The sequence below is a fragment of the Pseudomonas sp. NPDC087804 genome (genome assembly GCF_044742965.1).
GTDB classification, from domain to species: Bacteria; Pseudomonadota; Gammaproteobacteria; order Pseudomonadales; family Pseudomonadaceae; genus Aquipseudomonas; species Aquipseudomonas rustica.
In genome coordinates this window covers 1-21,134 of the sequence record NZ_JBIUVN010000020.1, presented here as the reverse complement: position 1 = coordinate 21,134, position 21,134 = coordinate 1, and the positions used below count along the sequence as shown (strand labels likewise).

General features: G+C 59.7%; 21 protein-coding genes. All 21 read right to left on the bottom strand.

From position 1 onward, the window contains the following. Positions 1 to 108: 108 nt before the first annotated feature. The 21 genes from ACIOMO_RS20755 to fabF all read right to left on the bottom strand — a co-directional run bounded on the left by ACIOMO_RS20755 (position 109) and on the right by fabF (position 20,958). Positions 109 to 1,038: a PfkB family carbohydrate kinase gene (locus tag ACIOMO_RS20755; RefSeq protein ID WP_401243302.1), complete on the bottom strand. Its 930-nt coding sequence runs from the start codon at positions 1,036 to 1,038 to the stop codon at positions 109 to 111. Then, entirely contained in the window at positions 1,031 to 2,497 is a 1,467-nt protein-coding gene (locus ACIOMO_RS20750) for a cytosine permease (RefSeq protein WP_053122564.1), read from the bottom strand. Before ACIOMO_RS20750 ends, ACIOMO_RS20755 begins: the two co-directional genes overlap by 8 nt. A 171-nt stretch (positions 2,498 to 2,668) precedes the next feature. Further along, positions 2,669 to 3,667 (bottom strand): ADP-ribosylglycohydrolase family protein, encoded by a 999-nt coding sequence (locus ACIOMO_RS20745; protein ID WP_401243299.1) that lies wholly within the window; start codon positions 3,665 to 3,667, stop codon positions 2,669 to 2,671. Further along, on the bottom strand, positions 3,664 to 4,377 hold the full coding sequence (locus ACIOMO_RS20740) for a GntR family transcriptional regulator (RefSeq protein WP_212543778.1): 714 nt from the start codon (positions 4,375 to 4,377) through the stop codon (positions 3,664 to 3,666). Before ACIOMO_RS20740 ends, ACIOMO_RS20745 begins: the two co-directional genes overlap by 4 nt. 246 nt (positions 4,378 to 4,623) lie before the next feature. Continuing rightward, on the bottom strand, positions 4,624 to 5,592 hold the full coding sequence (gene araH / locus ACIOMO_RS20735) for an L-arabinose ABC transporter permease AraH (protein WP_026000669.1): 969 nt from the start codon (positions 5,590 to 5,592) through the stop codon (positions 4,624 to 4,626). Positions 5,593 to 5,604: 12 nt separating this feature from the next. Next, positions 5,605 to 7,149 (bottom strand): L-arabinose ABC transporter ATP-binding protein AraG, encoded by a 1,545-nt coding sequence (araG, locus tag ACIOMO_RS20730; RefSeq protein WP_401243296.1) that lies wholly within the window; start codon positions 7,147 to 7,149, stop codon positions 5,605 to 5,607. A gap of 53 nt (positions 7,150 to 7,202) precedes the next feature. Beyond that, the gene (locus ACIOMO_RS20725) at positions 7,203 to 8,207 is read right to left on the bottom strand and encodes a substrate-binding domain-containing protein (protein ID WP_008087257.1); all 1,005 of its coding nucleotides are present in this window, start codon (positions 8,205 to 8,207) and stop codon (positions 7,203 to 7,205) included. Between the two features lie 136 nt (positions 8,208 to 8,343). After that, the gene (locus tag ACIOMO_RS20720; protein WP_159811504.1) at positions 8,344 to 9,162 is read right to left on the bottom strand and encodes an SDR family oxidoreductase; all 819 of its coding nucleotides are present in this window, start codon (positions 9,160 to 9,162) and stop codon (positions 8,344 to 8,346) included. 271 nt (positions 9,163 to 9,433) lie between these two features. Then, the gene (locus tag ACIOMO_RS20715; protein WP_401243292.1) at positions 9,434 to 10,309 is read right to left on the bottom strand and encodes an SMP-30/gluconolactonase/LRE family protein; all 876 of its coding nucleotides are present in this window, start codon (positions 10,307 to 10,309) and stop codon (positions 9,434 to 9,436) included. Positions 10,310 to 10,444: 135 nt separating this feature from the next. Then, entirely contained in the window at positions 10,445 to 11,161 is a 717-nt protein-coding gene (locus ACIOMO_RS20710) for a FadR/GntR family transcriptional regulator (RefSeq protein ID WP_053122577.1), read from the bottom strand. Between the two features lie 176 nt (positions 11,162 to 11,337). Then, positions 11,338 to 11,898 carry a DUF1285 domain-containing protein gene (locus tag ACIOMO_RS20705; protein ID WP_401243289.1) on the bottom strand — a complete coding sequence of 187 codons (561 nt, stop codon included), beginning with the start codon at positions 11,896 to 11,898 and terminating at the stop codon, positions 11,338 to 11,340. A 16-nt stretch (positions 11,899 to 11,914) separates the two neighbouring features. Beyond that, complete coding sequence (locus ACIOMO_RS20700) at positions 11,915 to 12,520, bottom strand: DUF4823 domain-containing protein (RefSeq protein ID WP_053122582.1); 606 nt, start codon at positions 12,518 to 12,520, stop codon at positions 11,915 to 11,917. 169 nt (positions 12,521 to 12,689) lie between these two features. Beyond that, positions 12,690 to 13,658, bottom strand: a complete 969-nt coding sequence (locus ACIOMO_RS20695; RefSeq protein ID WP_159811500.1) for a GTP 3',8-cyclase MoaA — start codon at positions 13,656 to 13,658, stop codon at positions 12,690 to 12,692. Positions 13,659 to 13,795: 137 nt separating this feature from the next. After that, on the bottom strand, positions 13,796 to 14,434 hold the full coding sequence (locus tag ACIOMO_RS20690; RefSeq protein ID WP_007908276.1) for a TetR/AcrR family transcriptional regulator: 639 nt from the start codon (positions 14,432 to 14,434) through the stop codon (positions 13,796 to 13,798). Between the two features lie 454 nt (positions 14,435 to 14,888). Beyond that, positions 14,889 to 15,680 carry a TatD family hydrolase gene (locus tag ACIOMO_RS20685; RefSeq protein WP_401243285.1) on the bottom strand — a complete coding sequence of 264 codons (792 nt, stop codon included), beginning with the start codon at positions 15,678 to 15,680 and terminating at the stop codon, positions 14,889 to 14,891. Between the two features lie 15 nt (positions 15,681 to 15,695). After that, positions 15,696 to 16,052 (bottom strand): PilZ domain-containing protein, encoded by a 357-nt coding sequence (locus tag ACIOMO_RS20680; protein WP_007950801.1) that lies wholly within the window; start codon positions 16,050 to 16,052, stop codon positions 15,696 to 15,698. A 42-nt stretch (positions 16,053 to 16,094) separates the two neighbouring features. Continuing rightward, on the bottom strand, positions 16,095 to 17,078 hold the full coding sequence (locus ACIOMO_RS20675) for a DNA polymerase III subunit delta' (RefSeq protein ID WP_282355209.1): 984 nt from the start codon (positions 17,076 to 17,078) through the stop codon (positions 16,095 to 16,097). After that, positions 17,071 to 17,703: a dTMP kinase gene (tmk, locus tag ACIOMO_RS20670; RefSeq protein ID WP_053122595.1), complete on the bottom strand. Its 633-nt coding sequence runs from the start codon at positions 17,701 to 17,703 to the stop codon at positions 17,071 to 17,073. The genes ACIOMO_RS20675 and tmk overlap by 8 nt, the downstream gene beginning before the upstream one ends. A gap of 19 nt (positions 17,704 to 17,722) precedes the next feature. Continuing rightward, positions 17,723 to 18,895: an endolytic transglycosylase MltG gene (gene mltG, locus ACIOMO_RS20665; protein WP_401243280.1), complete on the bottom strand. Its 1,173-nt coding sequence runs from the start codon at positions 18,893 to 18,895 to the stop codon at positions 17,723 to 17,725. 3 nt (positions 18,896 to 18,898) lie between these two features. Beyond that, positions 18,899 to 19,714 carry an aminodeoxychorismate lyase gene (gene pabC, locus ACIOMO_RS20660; protein WP_401243277.1) on the bottom strand — a complete coding sequence of 272 codons (816 nt, stop codon included), beginning with the start codon at positions 19,712 to 19,714 and terminating at the stop codon, positions 18,899 to 18,901. Further along, entirely contained in the window at positions 19,714 to 20,958 is a 1,245-nt protein-coding gene (gene fabF / locus ACIOMO_RS20655) for a beta-ketoacyl-ACP synthase II (RefSeq protein ID WP_053122604.1), read from the bottom strand. The genes pabC and fabF overlap by 1 nt, the downstream gene beginning before the upstream one ends. Positions 20,959 to 21,134: the final 176 nt, after the last annotated feature.

Here is a 21,134-nt window from a genome sequence, read left to right as displayed (position 1 = left end):
TTGCCGCTTTCAAGTTCAAAAGATCGCAGCCTTCGGCAGCTCCTACAGGCGATTCATGTCGATCACAAATTCCCCTGTGGGAGCGGGCTTGCTCGCGAAAGCTATCTATCAAGCACCGCCAGACTCGCGGATAAACGCATCCACCTCAGCCGTCCCCGGCGAGGTCGCCGGCCCCCAGCGTGTCACCGCAATGGCCGCCGCCGCATTCGCCCGTCGTGCCGCTTCATGCGCGCTCAAACCCTGCGCCAACCCGGCAACAAACACCCCGGCATGCGCATCGCCAGCGCCATTGCTGTCCACCGCTTTCACAGTAAACCCCGGCACATGCCGACGCTCGTCAGCCTGATGAATCCAGCAACCCTGCGGCCCGTCGCGCACCACCATCAACACCTCTTTGGGCAGATGCTCAGCCAGCCGATCCAGCGCCAGCGCAATGTCTTCAGCGCCGGTAAACCGCAGCGCTTCAACACTGTTGCTCGTCCACACATCAATGCGTGGCAGCAGCGCCTGCATCATCGGCGAATCCGGCGATTCTACCAGCGGGCCCGGATCGAAGACGACGTTGACCGAGCCCGGCAACGCCAGCGTCCAGTCGAGCAACGCCTGCGCCTTGCCTTCGTGAAGCAAGCTGTAACCGCTGAGATAAACGTAATCGCCCGCCTCGGCTGCAACGCTATTCAGATCGTCCTCGGTCACGTCACCTTCAGCGCCAATGTAGGAAATGAAACTGCGCTCCGCGGAAGAATCAGTCAGCGCCACGCACAGACCGGTGTCGCGCTGCGCACGTTCTTTGATGCCGATATGAATGCCTTCGACAGTCATCGCGTCCCGCGCCAGATCGCCGAAACGCCCGGTGCCATGGCGACCGAGGTACACCACCGGCAAGCCATTACGTACCGCCGCGGCCATCACGTTGAAGCCGCCGCCGGCCTCGAAACCGGCTGACTGCGCGAGCACGTCGCCGCCAATCTGCGGCAGTTTATCCACGGCCATGACCAGGTCGATGATGACCTGGCCGGTGTGCAGCATCTTAGGCATGAGCATTCTCGGTTGGCGCGGCGCGGCGATCTTTCGCCCCGCCGAGGACGAAGTAAATGCCACCGGCGACCACGAAGGTCACGATCCAGCCGAGGCCGTTGTGGCCCAGCCACGAGTCGGACAGGAAGCCTTTGAACCAGACATTTTCAGCGGTGGTGCCGATGGTGGTGAAGCTGAAGCCGAGTACGATGGCAATCGCCCACGCGCCGAACGCACGCCACTCGATGCCGCCGTTGTACCAGTAGGCGCTGCGCGGGCTGACGTCGAGCAAGTCTGTCGGGCTGTAGTAGTGACGGTGAATCAGGTCAACGATGAAGATCCCGACCCACGCGGTGATCGGCACTGCCAGCAAAGAGATGAAGGTGATAAACGGGCCGTAGAAGCTGTCAGCTATCAGCATGAAGTAAATCGAACCGGCGAAAATCGCAACGATATCGACCACCACGGCGTAGACGCGCTTGACCTTCAGACCGAGGGTCAGCGTGGTCAAACCGGCGGAGTACACCGACAGGTTGTTCGACAGCAGCAGGCCACCGAATGCGGTGATCAGGTAAGGCACGGCCATCCACGTTGGCAGCATGTCGCGGATCGCCACGATCGGGTCAGTCGCCGAAGCCAGGTCGTTGTTGCCCACCGAGAGCAAGCCGCCGAGGGTGATCAACAACACCAGCGGAATGCCTGCGCCGAATGCTGCCGACGCGACCAAGCGTACGGCTTTGACGCTGCGATGTTGATAGCGCGACATGTCAGCGCCGGCGTTGGCCCAACCGATGCCGGTGCCGGCAGCCATGGTGCCGATGCCGATGATCATTGCGCTCATCGGTGCCGGCGTGGCGTTGAACACCGCGCTCCAGTCGATGGTGGCGCAGAGGAAGCCGCCGACGAGAATGTTCAGCGCGCCGAACACGTAGGTCGCCCACTTCTGAATCACCAGCAACGTCGCGTGACCGAGGCCGGAAACCGACAAGGTCAGCAGGACGAAAATGGCGATGAAAATCAGCGTCAGTACCGGAGCGCTTTTCGCTTCAACCGGCGAGCCAAACAGGATCGAACACAGCGACAACAGCACGAATGCCGCGGTGGTGGTGTTGACCGTTTCCCAGCCCAGACGCGACATCAGCGAGACCAGCGTCGGGCCGATATTGCCGCGTACGCCGAAAATTGCGCGTGACAGGGTCAGGCTCGGCGCACGGCCACGGCGACCGGCAATCGAGATGATCCCGACCACGGCAAACGAGCCGGCAGCACCGATGATTGCGACGATGATGGCTTGCCAGATCGCCAACCCGCGAAACGCGACCAGCGTGGCGCCCAGCGGCAGACCGAGGATGGAAATGTTGGCGGCGAACCAGACCCAGAACAGTTGCAGCGGATGACCGTTGCACTCGGCTTCCGGCACCGGCTCGATGCCGCGGGTTTCCAGTTGCCCGGCGCTTTGCCCGGCGTTTGATGAACTCATGAAAAATGCTCCTGTTTGCCATTCTTGTGTTTATGGGCAATTCAATACCTGCACCTCTCCTTGTAGGAGCTGCCGCAGGCTGCGATCTTTTGATCTCGATTTCGGGGCGGCCTGAAGACTGCTGAAGATCAACAGATCGCAGCCTTCGGCAACTCCTACACATGGGTGTCCTCAGCGAAGAGTGAGGAGTCCTTTCACAAGGGGTTCCAGCTCCAGATCGTTGACGGTTTTCACTGTCTCGATCATCTCGACAGGCCAACTCTCAAGACCCAGGCAGGCCCCAAGCATCGCCCCAAGAATCGCCGCGATGGTATCGGTGTCGCCACCGAGACTGGCGGCCATGCACAGCGCAGCAAACGCGCTCATCTCACCGACGGCCACTTGCTGCGCCAGTGCAAACGAGACCACCACCGACTCCTGCGACGCCACCGATGTACCGATCACGTCGTAGAGCAGATCGGCCAGCAACGCGTTGTCACTGTCGACGCTGATGCTGCGCGCCCAACTGATGCGCGAAGCGATACGCCCACCGGCAACCCAGTGACCGTGCGCTTCCGCTTGCTGAGCGATTTGCTGACCGAGGTTCAACGCCTCGCCCAGATCCATGCCGTTGATACCCGCAGACACCACCGCCGCCACCGCCGCCGCACTGGAAATTCCCAGCGTGGTGTTGTGAGTGACCTGGCAGGCCTGCACCACGGCGGCGATAAAACGCTCAGGATTGGCGACATCCGCCGCGATGCCGACCGGTGTGATGCGCATCGCTGCACCATTGGTGGTGCCGTAACGCCCGGCGTCTTCCGGCGAGTGGCCGGCGAGGATCATTTCGATCGCGCGTTTGGTCGACGGGCCGAGCAAGTCCTGCGAGCCCTTGGCCTGCATCGCGGCTTCCCACTCGATCAGGCGTTGCGCGAGGATCGCCGGTTTGATGTGGCCGTTGCCTTCGACCAACAATTCGCCGACCAGAATCGCCTGTTCGGTGTCGTCAGTGATTGAGCCTTTAGGCATGTTCGCGGCGATGGGTTGCAGTGGCCCGGCATCTTGCAGATCGGTGATCTGGCCGAAGCGCGCCTTGATGGTTTCGCGGTTCAGCGATTGCGTCGGCATGCCCAGCGCGTCGCCGAGGGCCAGACCATAGAAAGCGCCGAGGGCACGGTTGAGCGGGGTCATTTTGCTTCTCCAAATTGCAGGTGCAGACGGAAATGCACCGGGTCGAGCAGGCTTTCGACCAGCTCCATAAAACGGTTCTGCCGGTCGTAAGTGGTGCGCAGGGCTTTGAGGAACACCGTGCCTTCCGCGCGACCGAGCAGTTCAGCGTCGACGGCATTCAGCGGTTCGGCGCCGATCCATTGATCGCCGCGCTCGCCGACGTAGCCATAGGCCGCCAGGGTGATGGTCAGGGAATTGTCGATCAGACCGACGCGCGGCAGGCTTTCCAGGCCGCCGGTGGCCGGCATCAAAGAACGTTCAAGGGACACCAGCGTGCCTTCGGTGGAACGGCGACGACGGTCGAGGGTGATGAATTGGTCAGTGCCAAAACGCGCAAGCAGATCGGGCCGGGTCACGGCTTCCAGACGCAACACTTCGGTATTGATCATCGCGCCGCTGTCGGCCAGCGCCTGCGCCCAACCGCTGCGCTGGTCGAGGGCGACACCGTCGAAGGTGACGATCGAACCGACCCCGCTTTGCGTAGCGATGTACTTGCGCCGCTTCAGTTCGGCCAGCGCTTCGCGCAGCGTGCCTCGGCTGACTTTGAATTCTTGAGCCAACTGATGCTCGCCGGGCAACAGAAAGCCGTCCTCCATGAGGCCGCTTTCGATGCGCCGGACGAGCTCGTCGACCACCCGTTGTTTCTTGTCAAATCGTACCTGTCTAATCATGTACAAAGTGATAACCGAAACGGGTTCGGGCGAGCAAGGGAAATTTAGGGGAAGTGACGGAAGGTTGAAGGTCAAAAGCACCCTCACCCTAGCCCTCTCCCGGAGGGAGAGGGGACTGATCGAGGTGTTTGTTCTACTTAGATCGACCTGAAATATCGAGTCGAACTCAGGTTTTGAACAGCCAGGATATCTGCTCCCTTTCCCCCTCTCCCTCTGGGAGAGGGCTGGGGTGAGGGGCTCTTGATCTTAGCGTTGTTTGAGGCGGTCGATGACGACGGCCAGCAGCAGAATCGACCCGCGAATCACGTACTGGTAGAAGGTATCAATATTCTTCAAGTTCATCGCATTCTCGATGATCGCCAAAATCAACACCCCGGCAATCACATGCCGAATCATGCCAATCCCGCCGCTCAGCGACACCCCGCCCAACACGCAAGCCGAGATCACCGTCAGCTCAAACCCCTGACCAATCATCGGCTGCCCCGAGGTCATCCGCGACGCCAGAATCACCCCCGCCAGCGCACCAATCACGCCATGCACGGCAAAGATAATGATCTTGGTGCGATCAACGTTCACGCCCGCCAACAGCGCCGCTTCCTGGTTGCCACCGATGGCCATAGTGTTGCGCCCGTAGGTGGTGTAATTCAGCAGCCAGCCGAAAAACAGAAAGCACACAATCGTGATCAGGATCGGCACCGGCACGCCAAACAACTGGCCATTACCAAACACGAAGAACGATTCCTGCGACACGCCCACCGCTTTGCCATTGGCAAAAATGTACGCCAGACCGCGAACAATCTGCATGGTCGCCAACGTCGTGATCAACGCATTGACGCGCAACTTGGCGATCACAATCCCGTTGATCAGTCCGACAATCAGGCCCATCACCAACGCTGCACTGACACCGAGAAACACGCTGTTGGTGTCGCGCATCACCACTGCCGCGACCACGCCGGCGCAGGCAATCACCGAGCCCACCGACAAGTCGAAATGCCCCGACGCCAGGCAGTACAACATCGTGCACGCCGCGATCCCGGTGGTGGAAATCGCCAGGCCCAGGCCACGCATGTTCAGCGGCGAAAGGAAGTTGTCGATCAGCAGCGTACAGGCAACGAAAATGCCCACCGCCGCCAGCAACATGACCCAGTCATCAAGGAAGCGGCGCATGTCCAGCGGTTTGCGCTCTTTGGGCAGGGTTTCGTTTTGGGTTGTCATCATAGTCACCTCTCAGTTCGCCACGCCGTCAGCGCGGTGGCGCGGCAAAGCCAGTTGCAGCAGGTTGGATTCATTGGCCTGGTCACGGCTGATTTCGCCGCGCAGGGCGCCTTCGCAGAGCACCAGAATGCGGTCGGAAATGCCCATCACTTCCATCAGGTCGCTGGACACCACGATCACCGAAATGCCCTCGGCAGCGAGGTTGTGGATGATCTGGTAGATCTCCGCTTTGGCGCCGATGTCGATGCCGCGCGTTGGTTCGTCGAGCAGCAGAACTTTCATCGGCATCGACAGCCAGCGGCCAAGAATGGCTTTCTGCTGATTGCCGCCGGAAAGGAATTTGATCTGCTGACCGGCGTGCGGCGTTTTCACTTTCAGCGCTTTGATCTGTTTGTCGGCGTTGCCCTTTTCCCACAGACCGCGAATCAGGCAGCCGAACCCCGAATGGGCACCGCGTGCACTGATGTTGATGTTCTCGGCGACGCTGGCCAGCGGGATGATGCCTTCCTTTTTACGATCCTCCGGGCAGAGCAAAATCCCGGCGGCAATCGCGTCGCGCGGTGAGCGCAGTTTCAATTCGTGACCGCGCAGTTCGAGGCGTCCGGCGGTGTTGCGTTCAAGGCCGCTGAGCAAGCGAAACAGCTCGGTGCGCCCTGCCCCGACCAATCCGAACAGGCCAAGAATTTCACCTTTGTGCGCCTCGAAACTGATCGGCTCACGCAGACCCGGACCGAGTAAACCGTCGACCTTCAGCGCGACAGCGCCGCGTGGACGATGGCGATAATCGTAGATGTCCTGAATGTCGCGACCGACCATGCAGGTCACCAGTTGATCGTGGGTCAGCTGGCTCATGTCCTCGAAGGTGCGCACGTAGCGGCCGTCCTTGAACACCGTGACCGCGTCGCAGATACGGAACACTTCTTCCATCCGATGGGAGACATAGAGCACGACTTTGCCCTCGTCGCGCAGACGACCAATGATCGCCATCAAGCGATCGATCTCACGGGCCGAGAGGCTGCTGGTCGGTTCGTCGAAGGCGATGACATGCGCGCCGCGTGACAGGGCTTTGGCGATTTCCACCAGTTGCCGCTGGCCGAGGGACAGGCGTCCGACCTTGGTCTGCGGATCGATTTCGTCGGCCAGGCCTTTGAGGCAATTCAACGCTTGCTGACGCAGCGCGCCGCGATTGATCAAACCGAAACTGGCCGGCAGGTGGCCGAGAAACAGGTTTTCGGCGACGGTCATTTCCGGCACCAGATGCAGCTCTTGGTGAATCACCGCGACGCCGCTGCCGATGCTGTCAGCGGTCGACCTGAACGCCATGGTCTGCTCGCCGATCTGCAACTCGCCGCTGCTCGGGATGTAAGCGCCCCCGAGAATTTTCAGCAGGGTCGATTTGCCAGCGCCGTTCTCGCCCATCAAGGCATGAACCTGCCCCGGATGCGCGACGAAGCTGATGGCGTCCAGCGCCTTCACACCGGGAAAGGTTTTACCGATCCCGTTGAAGCGCAGGCTGCCGCTGGAGCTGTGTTGTTGTGTCTGTACTTGCGCGTGCATAAAGCCACCTCTTCACACCGAAAAACGGCCCGGCTGCCCGGGCCGTCGCTGCATCAGTTCCACAAGCCGATTTTTTCCAGCTCTTGCTTGAAGTTCTCGCGGGTGATCAGGGTGACGTCGTCCATGGCGGTGTACTTCGGCGGTTCTTTGCCGGTGGTGACCCACTCGTACATCATCTCGGCGGTTTTGTAGCCTTCGATGTGCGGGCTTGGCAGCATCGAACCGAAGAAGCCGCTGTTAGGCTTTTTCAATTCGCCGATGGCGTCGGTGCCGTTGATGCCGATGCCGATCACATTGGTCGCGGCAAAACCGGCCGCTTCAGTGGCGCGCACGCCGCCGAGCACGGTGTTGTCGTTCATGCCGCCGATGATCAGGTTTTTCGCCGCGCTCGGCAGTTTCACCAGCGCCGAGTTGGTGGCGTCCATGCTGCCCGGTACGTCGAGGGTTTTCAGCGCGGCGAAGAGGATGTGATCCTTCGGCATGCCGGCGTCTTCAAGGGATTTCACCGAGCCGTCGGTGCGCTTCTTGCCGGTGTCGAGTTCGTTGTAGGTGTTGACCACCGCGTAGGTGTCTTTCCAGTCCCAGTTACGCTTCTTCGCTTCGGCGACCATCGCGTTGCCCTGCTTCTGGCCGACTTCGAACGCGGCCATGCCGAGGTACGGCACGTCTTCCATGAACTTGCCGTTGGCGTCGACAAAACGGTCGTCGACGGCAATCACTTTCAGGTCGTTGAGTTTGGCTTTGGCCATGATCGCCGGGCCGAGCGACACGTCCGGCGGGCAGATCACGAAGCCCTTGGCACCGTTGGCGGCGAGGCTGTCGATGGCCGAGAGGGTTTTCTCGCCATCCGGCACAGCAATCTTGATCAGTTCAAAGCCCTTGTCCTTGGCGGCTTTCTCGGCGAAAGCCCACTCGGTCTGGAACCACGGCTCTTCAGCCTGCTTGACCAGAAAACCGATTTTCACGGTGTCGGCAGCGAGCAGCGAACTGCTCAGGCTGAATGCAGTGACCGCCAGGGCGGTAGTGCACAGGGTACGAATCCCGAAACGACGTTTCATAAGCTGACTCCTTGTTATTTTTTTTGAGCAATGTTTGAAAAGCGTTAAAGCGTGTTCCTGCAAAGCCTGTTGAAAATAGTCATATCGTATGATGATTGGATTTCACCCGGATTTATCCGCGTGAAAGCCGCTGCGCTCAGTCGTGGTACATCACCGAGCGGCCACCATCGATGGTGATGCATGACGCGTTGATAAACGGTGCTTCATCACTGGCCAGAAACACCGCAGTCATCGCCACTTCCAGCGGCTGACCAATACGTTTCGGCGGGTGCAGATCGAAGGCGCGCTGACGTTCGGCGTGCGGATCGGCGAAACCGTTCCAGTAATCAACATTCAATTGGGTTTCGATGTAGCCCGGCGCGATGGCGTTGACGCGAATGCCTTTCGCCGCGTATTCGATGCCGAGGGCGCGGGTCAGGCCGAGCAAACCATGTTTGGCCACCGGGTACGGGAAGCAGCCGGGAATGATGTGGCTGGAATGGGTCGAGGCGATGTTGATGATGCTGCCAACGCCCTGCTCGATCATCTGCGGCAGCACGGCTTTGCAGCCGAACCAGGCACCATCGAGGTCGATGGCGAAGCAGCGATGCCAGTCTTCGTCGGTCATTTCCAGCGGATCGCGGAACACGTTGACCCCGGCGCAGTTGACCAGCACGTCGATACGACCGTGCAATTCAACGGCGCGTTTGGCCATCGCGTGCAGATCGTGCTGGCGCGACACATCGGCCTTGAGCGCCTGCACGTCACAGCCCTGCTCGCGCCAGTGGGCGGCAACCTTCTCAACCTTTTCGGCCTGAATATCGCTGATCAGCAGTTTCGCTTGCTGCGAGGCAAATGCAGCAACGATCGCTTCACCGATGCCTTGCGCAGCGCCGGTCAGCAAGACCACTTTGTCTTTCAGACGCTCGCCCTTCGGCGGTGCAGGCACCGGCGGCAGGGAAAGGGGTTCAGCCATGGATCTCGACTCCTGTTTCGCAAGCACAAAAAAACCGGACAGCTGAAGATGTCCGGTTCGGAAGGCGTTTGAAACAAAACAGGCAGGCGTCGCTGACGGCATGGGGCCGTTGCGAGACGCGGACTCCGCGTGGGAGTGCGATGGAGATTCGCTGCATCACTTCACCTGTTTTGTTCTTTTTAAGTGTGAGTGCGTGTTACTGCTGGAGCCGACTATAAACCCGTCGGCCAAATAATCTCAATATATAATTTTGCATCCCATATTTTGGGATTTAACCAGCAAAGCGCGTACAGAGTTTTCCCGGCACATCAACGCGCATCGACAGCACTGCACCGTCCAGAGGATGCTTGTGCGGGCTCTGGGCGCTGGTGATGTACAGGGTTTTCAGGTCATCGCCACCGAACACGCAACTGGTCGGGCGGCTGACAGGCAACTCGATTTTGCGCTCGACTTTGCCTTCAGGCGTCAGGCGCAGCAGGCAACTGCCATCCCAACGGGCATTCCACACGTAACCTTCGGCGTCCATCGCCGAACCGTCCGGGCCGCCCTGTTGGTCGGGGCCGTACCAGGTTTCGGCGGCACCGAGATGGCCGTCCGTTTGAATGAAATAGCGATGGAGCGTGCTGTCCATGCTGTCGCCGAACAGAACTGTGGTGCCGTCGTCACTCCACAGCAGCGTGTTGGGAATGCCCAAACCGCGCAGCAATGGCGTGACGCGTTGATCCGCATCGACGCGGAACAGGCCACCGGAGCGGCGAGTGATCGGCAGGTCTTCGCCATTTTCGCCGATGTTGTTTTGCATGGTACCGAGCCACAAACGGCCTTGGCCATCGCAACGCGCTTCATTGGGCCGATTGCCCGGTTGCGGGTCGGCGACGCAGAACAGGGTCAGGTGCGGTTCGAGGCCAGGGGAATCGAGATCGAGGCGATAGACGCCGCTGCTGAGCGTGACCAGCGCATCGCCGCTGGCACAGGGGATGAACGCGGAAACGTGCTCGGGCATTTGCCAGATTTGTACGTTCTGGCCGATCAGGCGCAGGGCCTGTTTGCCGGCGATGTCGACCCAGTACAACGCCTGGGTCGGCGCGTCCCAGAACGGGCCTTCACCGAGTTGGGCGCGGTGTTGGGTCAGGGCGGTGCACGGCATATCCATTCCTCTATTGTTCTTATGATTTTCTGTAGGAGTGAGCCTGCTCGCGATCGCGTCGTGTCAGTTGACTTCAATGCGACTGATTCACCGCTATCGCGAGCAGGCTCACTCCTACAGGGGATTTCTGTGTGTTCAGCTGGCTTTTTTGTCGGCCATGACTTTCGGGTAAAAACGTTTGATCGCCAGGTCGGCGTTATCGATCAAAGTCATGCACGCCCACACACCTCGTGCGGAATCCCGGGCAGCGATGGCGTCGGCCATGTCTTTGTGGATCGGTAATGTGCGGCGCAGTTCATCGGGATCGGCGGCAGACACTTCAAACGACACCGCCAACAACGCGCCGAGCGCCGGCACCATTTGTTCAATGAATTGATTGTGACTGGCCGCGAGGATGCATTCGTGAAAGACCTGATCGGCGCGGTTGTAATCGATGCCGCTGTCGACCGCGCGTTCGAGGGCGTTGTAGGCCAGTTGAACGGCTTCGATCTGTTCGAAGGTGGCGCGTTCGCAGGCCCAGCGTACGGCCATCGGTTCGATGGTGCGGCGCAGATCAAGCAGGTCATCGACGAAGTTTTCCGGCAAGCCGTTGCGCGACAGCCAACCGACGACTTGCGGATCGAACAGATTCCAGCGCCGAACTGGCAGCACGCGGGTGCCAACTTTCGGCCCGACTTCGAGCATGCCTTTGGCGACGAGGGTTTTGATTGCTTCGCGGATCACGGTGCGACTGACGCCGAGCTGCTCACCCAGATCCGCCTCGACCTTGATGGTCTGCCCAGGTTTTACCTGGCCGGCGGCGATCCAGCTGCCGAGCCAGTCAACCGTGGATGCGTGGAAGCTGCTGGACATGAACACCTCAAAGCGGAGTGCGATGGGTGATAAAGCTAATCATCATATGATTGGGTGTCAACACAATCCCCTGTAGGAGTGAGCCTGCTCGCGATTGCGGAGTGTCAGTCACCACAAGGATTGACTGATCAACCGCTATCGCGAGCAGGCTCACTCCTACAGGGGGGATGTGTGTCTCAGGGTTCGAGGCCGATGCGAAAGAACTCGCCGCCGCTCCACACGCCCAGCCAGCGCTGGCCATCGATTTCGCGGCTGACCGCCAATTCCACCATTTGGTAGAACACATTGCGGTGAATCAACGCCTCAAGATTGGTACGCACATGCACATAAGGCGCAGGCTCTTGCGTCGTCGGATCAATCTCGACGCGGATCGGATGCTTAGGCCCGGCCTCAGCCGTCTCATCCACGTTGGTGGTAAAACGCAAAAGCTGCGCCTCACCCTCGCCTTCCACCTCAACGGCAATCGCCACAAACGGCGCGTCGTCGACCTTGATCCCGACCTTCTCGACCGGAGTAATCAGGAAATAATCATCGCCATCGCGGCGCATGATCGTCGAGAACAGTTTGACCATCGGCTTACGCCCGATCGGCGTGCCCAGGTAATACCAGGTGCCGTCGCGGGCGATGCGCATGTCGATGTCGCCGCAGAAGTCCGGGTTCCACAAGTGCACCGGCGGCAAGCCTTTGGTTTTGGGAATTTGTCCCAACAGGTCATTGGCTTTTTGCGGGCCACTCATGGCGTTCTCCTTTAATTTATTGGTCGCCGATCCCCAACAGGCTGCGCGCGTACTGTGCCAGCGGCGGGCCAATGAGGTCTTCGGGTTTATTGTCGTGGAACGTCAGTAAACCGCCACGACTTTTGATGCGTGCAGTATCAATCAAATACTGGGTGCTGGTCTCGATCAACATGATCTGAATCACGCCACCGTCAATGCCGAGACGGTCGACCGCTTCTTCATCAAGCCACTCATCAGAGTTACCAATGCGGTCATCAGCCTTGGCGAAACGCGTGTACAGCAGGTAATGAGCACCGGCATCGCGAGCCTCACCCATCGCCTGATCAAGGCCTTCCGGAGCGCGAGCGCGGCGCACCATCGGGAAGTATTCGACGAAACCCTTGAAGGCTTCCTCGGCGACCACGTTCGGACGCGGGTAAGAACCGCCCGGCGGGGCGAACGCGCCTTGGGCGATGTAGATGAACGAATCAGGCTGAATGCGGAAGTTGTTCACGCGACGGCTGTCGCTGTGATCGAGCAAACCGGCGTCGCTCATCTGGTAGCGAGTGCCTTCGGCCATATCGCTGACAGTCATACAGCCGCCAAGCGCCAAAACGGCCAGCAGCAAAACCAGGCTACGCATCCTATTCCTCCAGAGGCCGGTGACGGAAAACCGGCGAATGGCCGTTGGATGCAGCTTTTGCGCCAGCTCGGGATCTTCGTTGATTTATAGAATGCTTTCGCGGGCAAGCCTTGCTCCTACAGATTTACGCGATCCTGTAGGAGCAAGGCTTGCCCGCGAATAGGGAGTATCAGCCGCCGATAATCTTCATGACGGTTGCACCGCCAGAGAACGCCACTTCCTGCTTGTCGCCCAACGCCTTGACCAACAAACGCTGCAGCGCTGGCAACGCCTGATGACGCGGCTTATCAAGCAGATCACCGACATAGTGGCGGTTGCTCGACGACAGGCAGCCATGCAGCCAACCCGTCGACGACAGTCGCAAGCGCGAGCATGTCCGACAGAACGGCACGCTTTCGTTGGCAATCACGCCGAAGTTGCCCAGGCCAGGAATCGCATAGCGCACAGCGGTGGCATCGATCGGCGCATCAGTCTGCGCATACTCGTAGCGCTCGCCGATCAGGCTGAGCAATTGCTCAAGGCTGACGAACTGTTGCAGAAACGCATTGGAGTCTTTGGCCAAGTGGCCCATGCGCATCAATTCGATAAAGCGCAGTTCGAAACCTCGTTGCAGACAGTAATCAAGCAGCGGCATCACTTGATCAAGGTTCTGCCCGCGCAACGGCACCATATTGACCTTGATCTTCATCCCCGCGGCGGCGGCTTGATCCATGCCATCAAGCACGGTGGCCAGATCGCCGCCGCGGGCGATGCTGCGGAAGGCACCGGCGTCGAGGGTATCGAGGGACACGTTGATCCGGCGTATACCGGCATCGACCAGCAGTGGGAGTTTCTTGGCGAGAAGTTGGCCGTTGGTGGTCAGACTGATGTCTTCCAGGCCCATCTTGCCGACGGCGGTCATGAACGATTCGAGTTTCGGGCTGACCAGCGGCTCGCCACCGGTGATGCGCAAGCGCTCGATGCCAGCCGCCTCGATCAGGTATTCAACACCGCGCGCCATGGCTTCGGCCGACAGTTCATCCTGCGCAGCCACCAGCCGCTTGCCGTTGGGCACGCAGTAGGTACACGCGTAATTGCAGGCTGAGGTCAGGCTGATGCGCAAATTGCGAAAACGCCTGCCTTGACGGTCAACGATCATGATCACTCCGGCGGAAAAATTTCGAGCCGCTAAAACTTGACTCACAAATCAAGTTTTAGCAAGCCCTATGCCTGAGTATATTCCTGCGGTACTGCGACATGTAGCGAAATCATGGCGCAATAAGGCGGCTGAATGGCTCAGCTGCTTGGGGTTTCCGGGTCGCGCTTGCGCTTGTTGCCCATGCGCACGCCGATGTCCATCAGGAACTGGAAGAAACCTTCCTGATCTTCCAGCACATTGCTCCAGAACGGCGAGTGATACAGCGCCACCGCGCCGTGCACCAGCGCCCAGGATGCGCAGTAGTGGAAGTACGGCGGCACGTCTTCGAGTTTGCCTTCGCTGATACGGCCCTTGATCAACAGGGTCAGACGTTCGAAGTTCGAGGCACGGATCTTGTGCAGCTCTTCGACCATTTCCGGCACTTGATTGCCCTTGACCACCTTCTCTTCGAGGCGATCGAACAGGCGATAGCGCTGCGGGTCGCGCATGCGGAATTCGAAGTAGGCGCGGGACAGCGCTTCCTTGTCCTTGTCGACGTCGGCCGAATGCAGCAGCTCGTTCAAATCGCGCTCGTAATCGAGCATCAGGCGCAGGTAGATTTCCGCCTTGGATTTGAAGTGCTTGTAGATCGTGCCTTTGCCGATACCGACGGCATCAGCAATCATCTCGACGGTGACACTGTCTTCACCTTGGTCGAGGAACAGCTTGAGCGCGGTATCGAGAATTTCTTGCTCGCGGCGACGAAACTCACGGACCTTACGAGGTTCTTTGTGCATAAGAAAAGGTCTGAAGGGTCAAAATTCGAAGCCGCGTATTATGCCTAACTTGCGCAAAAATGCACGGATCATCCGACCATATCTGCGTTTCTTGTTCATTTTGAGAACGTTTTGGACGCAATGAGAACTCAACTGAAGCAAACGTATTCCAAATTTGTTTAAAAACCCCGACCGGCTCACTGGACTGCACGCCAGACTGATCAATACTTGAACTGTCGGGCGACATCTCCCCCAAGTGTCGCGCCGATAAAGGTACCAACGGACCGCGTGCCTTTGTTTTACTCCTAATGGTCTTAACCCGGATTCACCCCCCAGAACCCGGGTTTTTTTTGCCTGCGATTTGACCTTTACCCCAGCTACCCGAACATCACACCTGTAGGAGCTGCCGCAGGCTGCGATCTTTTGCCCTTGCCTGTCAAAATCAAGATCAAAAGATCGCAGCCTGCGGCAGCTCCTACACGGCAGATTTAACGGAGGCCAGCGGGAACAGGCGTTTGAAGTTTTCGGTGGTCTGCTCGGCAAACCGCTCGTAGTTCTCACCGCGCAGCATCGCAAGGAATTCCGCCACTTCACGCACGTATTGCGGCAGGTTTGGCTTGCCGCGATACGGGATCGGCGCCAGGTACGGCGAGTCGGTTTCCACCAGCAAGCGATCCGCCGGGACTTTGCTCGCGACATCGCGCAACGCATCGGCATTGCGAAAGGTGACGATCCCCGACAGAGAAATGTAATAACCCATGTCCAGCGCAGCCTTGGCCATGTCCCAGTCTTCGGTGAAGCAATGCAGCACACCGGCCTGAGGCAACGCCGCTTCGCGCAGCAGTTCAAGAGTATCGGCCCGCGCGCCACGGGTGTGGATGATCACCGGTTTGCCCGTTTGCTGCGCCGCTTGCAGGTGCAGACGAAACGACTCCTGCTGCAATTCAGCGGCTTCCGGCTCGTAGTGATAGTCCAGACCGGTTTCGCCGATCGCCACCACTTTCGGGTGATTGAGTTCGTGCAGCAGCCAATCCAGCGCAGGCGCAGCGCCCGGCTGCACATCCAGCGGATGCACGCCGACCGAGCAATCGACGTCGTCGTAACGCTCAGCAAGGGCTTTGACGTCGGCAGCGTTGTCGGCGCTGACGGCGATGCACAGAAAGTGCCCTACCCCGCGCTGCCGGGCGGCATCGAGTGCGGCATCCAGCGAACCGTCATGGGCGGCGAGGTCGAGGCGATCAAGGTGACAATGGGAATCTACGAGCATAAAAAGGACGGCTACTTACATCGTATGAGTGGGACGGTCGGACTTGAGGGCTCCGGCCAGATGGGTTTCGATGCGACTGCGCGCGGTGTTGTCGCCATCATTAAACTGCACGCCGACACCGGCGGCGCGATTGCCCTGCGCACCTTTGGGCGTGATCCAGGCGACCTTGCCGGCCACCGGAATCTTCTCCGCCTCGTCCATCAGGTTCAGCAGCATGAACACCTCGTCGCCCAACTTGTAGCTCTTGTTGGTCGGGATGAACAGACCGCCGTTCTTGATGAACGGCATGTAGGCGGCGTAAAGCACCGACTTGTCCTTGATGGTCAGGGACAAGATGCCGTTACGCGGCCCCGGGCTGACGGGTTCATTCATGTTGACCTCCACTGCTGATGTTCAGAGTCTAGGTACACATTCTTATCTTTGGCCAGGCAATCCCGCCCATTGCACCAACAATGCCTCCAGCAGCAACGCCGGATTGAGGTTGGCCTTGCTCATGACTTTCTGCCGCTGCGCGAGAATCCAGTCCTGAATCTCGAGGACTTTGCCCTGCGCACTTTTCTGCGCGAGGTACTGCACAACTTTACGCATATCGGTCAGGCCGAGGCCCGCTTCATCCTGAGTCAGTTGATAGCGCAGGATCAGGCTCGACCAGTCGCAGAACCAGTCGAACAGGCGCAGCATCGGAATGCTTTTCCACTCTTCGGCCAGTTGCGTCGGCGATTGCTGCTGTTTGAGCAACTTCTTCACGCCTTCGACCACTTGCGCGCGCTGTTCACGCACACCCTGAGATTGCAGACTGACCGCCATCAACGGCGAACCGGCCGCCAGCGTCAGCAGTTCGACACGCTCATCTTCAGAACAATCGGGCAGCGCCTGAGCCAGCCATTGCAGGCTCATCGCTTCGCTCGGCAGCGGACAGGCCTGTTGCACGCAACGACTCTTGATAGTCGCCAGCAAACGGCTGGTCTGATGGCTGACCAACAGCAACACAGTATCGCCGGAAGGCTCTTCAAGGCTTTTCAGCAAAGCGTTGGCGGCGTTGATGTTCATCGCCTCGACCGGCTCGATCAGCACCACTTTGCGCCCACCCAGTTGCGCGGTTTGCACCACGAAACTGACCAGATCACGCACCTGATCGACTTTGATCGCCTTGTCGGCCTCTTCCGGTTCGAGGATGTAATTATCCGGATGACTGCCGGCCCTGAGCAGCATGCAGGATTTGCACTCGCCGCAGGCTTCCGGGGTCGGGCGCTGGCACAGCAGGCTCGCCATCAAGCGCTCGGCCAGCGCGCGCTTGCCGATCCCGGCCGGGCCGTGCAGCAAATACGCGTGCGCGTGTTGCTTGCGGCCGGCCAGTTGCTGCCAGAGGCTGTCCTGCCATGGATAGGCCTCAGCCACGGGCCAGCTCCAGCAAGTTCGGCAGCAAGGTATCCAGCGATTGCTGAACCTTGGCCAATGGTTGGCCGGCGTCGATGCGCACATAGCGCGCAGGATCGGCTTCGGCGCGCTTCAGAAACGCATTGCGCACTGCCTCGAAAAACGCCCGGCCTTCCAGCTCGAAACGATCGAGACGACCACGGGCGCTGGCGCGGGCCAAGCCGATTTCCACCGGCAGATCGAAAATCAAGGTCAGGTCAGGACGCAGATCGCCCTGCACGAAGTTCTCCAGCGTGGCGATGCGCTCCAGCGACAAACCTCGTCCACCACCCTGATAGGCGTACGTCGAATCGGTAAAACGATCACACAGCACCACTGCACCGCGGGCCAGCGCCGGACGAATCACTTCGGCCAGGTGCTGAGCGCGCGCCGCGAACACCAGCAACAGCTCGGCATCCGGGTTCATGACTTCGTCGGCCGGGGCCAGCAGCACATCGCGGATCCGCTCGGCCAGTGGCGTACCGCCGGGCTCACGGGTCAGCACCACTTCGATACCGGCGGCGCGCAAACGCTCGGCGAGGTATTCGCGGTTGGTACTTTTGCCGGCGCCTTCCGGGCCTTCCAGAGTAATAAACAAGCCAGTCACAGGCAGTCCTTAGTCAAAGTCATTGCGCGTTGGAGGGTGCAGCGGCGTCCGGTGCCGGGGTTGGCGCAGGTTCCTCGGCGGGAACTTGCGGCAACGCTTCCGGCGCCGTGTCCGGTGATGCTGCAGGAATCGGATCTTGCGCAGATTCCGGTGCAACTACAGGCGCCGGGCTGGAACGATAATCCGCACGACGCTTGAGCTGAAACTCTCGCACCGCCGCGTTATGCGCATCGAGATCATCCGAGAACACATGGCTGCCGTCGCCACGCGCGACGAAGTACAGGCTGGTGCCATCGACCGGATTCAGCGCCGCATGAATCGCTTCACGTCCAACCATCGCAATCGGCGTCGGCGGCAGGCCGGGAATCACATAGGTGTTGTAAGGCGTCGGCTCTTTCAAATGCGCGCGGGTCAGCTTGCCGGTGTAGCGATCACCCAAACCGTAGATCACCGTCGGGTCGGTCTGCAGCTGCATGCCCAGCGCCATCCGCCGTACGAAGACCCCGGCAATCTGCCCACGCTCTTGCGGGACGCCGGTTTCTTTTTCGACCAGCGAAGCCATGATCAGCGCTTGATACGGCTCTCGGTAAGGCACGTCCGACGCCCGTTTTTCCCATTCGCTGGCCAGCACTTCGTCGAGACGGTCGAAGGACTTTTTCAGCAACTCGGCATCGGTCATACCGCGCACGAAGCGATAGGTGTCAGGAAAGAAACGCCCTTCCGGGAACAGGCCTTTGTGGCCGATCTTCGCCATCACGTCGCTGTCGCTCAAACCGCTCAGGGTCTGCTCGATTTTCTCGTCCTTGGCCAATGCAGCACGCACTTGATGGAAGTTCCAGCCCTCGACCAGGGTCAGGCTGTACTGAACCACGTCGCCACGCTTCCACGAATCGATCAGACCGTTAACGGTCATGCCCGGCTGCATGCGGTATTCACCGCTGTGGATCGGTGTGCCGGCGAGGTTGAAGCGCCAGTAAACCCGTAGCCAGAACGCGTCCTTGATGACGCCATCGGTTTCGAGTTCGAGGAAAGTACGGGTGGGGGTAGAGCCTTTCGGCACATCCAGCAGCTCTTCCTGCGTGATGTTCAGGGGTTGTTCCAGTGCGGAGTGAATCTTCCAGGCGCTGGCGCCCAACAACAGCCCTGCCAGAACCAGTCCGGTTTCCAGCAGCAGCAAAAGTTTACGTCTCACGAATCAGGCATCCAGTAGCGCGCGGGCAATGGTTTGCAGTTTACGGGTGAGCGGGCCAACCGGCCAGCTCAGTGCAGCGTAGGCGCGTACCGGCCACACGCCATAAACACTGTTGCAGAGGAACACTTCATCAGCCCATTGCAGCTGTTCGAGGCTGATGTCGGCGATTTGCGTGGGGATGGCCAATGACTCGGCCTGAAACAATATTTCGGCGCGCATCACACCGGCGACACCGCAGCGTTTCAGATCGGGCGTGATCAACACGCCGTCACGCACCAGAAACACATTGCTGAACGCCCCTTCAATGACCCGACCAGCCTGATCGAGCATTAAGCCTTCAGCATGCTCGCTGTCCTGCCATTCGGCGCGGGCGAGCACTTGTTCGAGTCGGTTGAGGTGTTTGAGTCCGGCAAGCAATGGCTGAATAGCCAAGCGTGTGCTGCACGGAAACAGGCGAACGCCTTGTTCAGCATGGACGGCGGGATAAGCCGCCGGTGAATTGCCTTGCAGAATGCGTCGGCCCGGCGCCGCAGGATCGGGCGCATAACCGCGCAAACCGTCGCCACGGGTGAGGATGAGTTTGAGCACGCCCTCGCCCATCGCTGCCGCATAGCTCAGCAGCTCATCGCGAATCAACTCGATATCGGCGGCGATGGCCAGACGCGAACAGCCATCGGCCAGTCGCGTCAGATGCCGATCCAGCAGGATCGGTTGGCCGCCACGCACAGCAATGGTCTCGAACAGACCATCGCCGTAAGCCAGGCCGCGATCTTTCAGCGACAGAGCGTCAGCCGGTTGACCGTCGACCCAGCAGTCCATCAGCCTGCGAACCGACGGAACGCCAGGGTGCCGTTAGTGCCGCCAAAACCGAAGGAGTTGGACAGCACGACATCGATGTCCATGTTGCGCGCAGTGTGCGGCACGAAATCGAGATCGCAGCCTTCGTCCGGCTCATCGAGGTTGATGGTCGGCGGTGCCACCTGGCTGTTGATCGCCAGCACGCTGAAGATCGCTTCAACCGCGCCCGCCGCGCCCAACAGGTGGCCGGTCATCGATTTGGTCGAGCTGACGGCCAGCTTGTAGGCGTGCTCACCGAACACCGACTTGATCGCGTTGGCTTCGGCAAGGTCGCCGGCCGGAGTCGAGGTGCCGTGGGCGTTGATGTACTGCACTTGGTCGACGTTGATCTTCGCGTCGCGCAACGCATTGGTGATGCAGCGTGCTGCACCGGCGCCGTCGGCAGGTGGCGAAGTCATGTGGAACGCATCGCCGCTGGTGCCGAACCCGATCAGCTCGGCGTAGATGGTCGCGCCGCGTGCCTTGGCGTGCTCCAGCTCTTCGAGTACCAGTGCACCGGCACCGTCGGACAGGACGAAACCGTCACGGCCCTTGTCCCACGGACGGCTGGCACGGGTTGGCTCGTCGTTGCGGGTCGACAGCGCACGGGACGCGCCGAAGCCGCCCATGCCCAGACCGCACGCGGCCATTTCGGCACCGCCGGCAATCATCACGTCGGCTTCGTCGTACATGATGTTGCGCGCGGCCATGCCGATGCAGTGCGTACCGGTGGTGCATGCAGTGGCGATGGCGTAGTTAGGCCCCTGTGCACCCAGATGGATGGACAGAAAACCGGAAATCATATTGATGATCGAGCCTGGCACGAAGAATGGGGAGATTCGACGCGGGCCCGTCTCATGCAGGGTACGGCTGGTTTCTTCGATGTTGGTCAGACCGCCGATACCCGAACCCATGGCCACGCCAATGCGTTCACGGTTGGCATCGGTGACTTCCAGACCGGAGTTGCGCACGGCTTGAAAACCGGCGGCGAGACCGTACTGAATGAACAGGTCGAGCTTGCGTGCTTCCTTGACCGACAGGTATTCCTCGACATTGAAGCCCTTTACCGAGCCGCCAAAGCGGGTGGAATAGGCAGAAAGGTCGGTGTGTTCGATCAGACCAATGCCACTGCGGCCAGCCAGAATGCCCTGCCAACTGCTCGGCACATCCGTGCCCAGTGGCGACAACATACCCATACCGGTGACTACGACGCGTCTACGCGACACAGCACTCTCCTTTTTCAAATGACGACGACTTTGCATCAGGCCTAAAGAAAAAACCGCACGCCATGATGGCAGTGCGGTTTTTCCATGACAGCAAACAACGATTACAAACTATTACGCCTGGTGGCTAGTAACGTAGTCGATTGCAGCTTGTACAGTAGTGATCTTCTCTGGGTCTT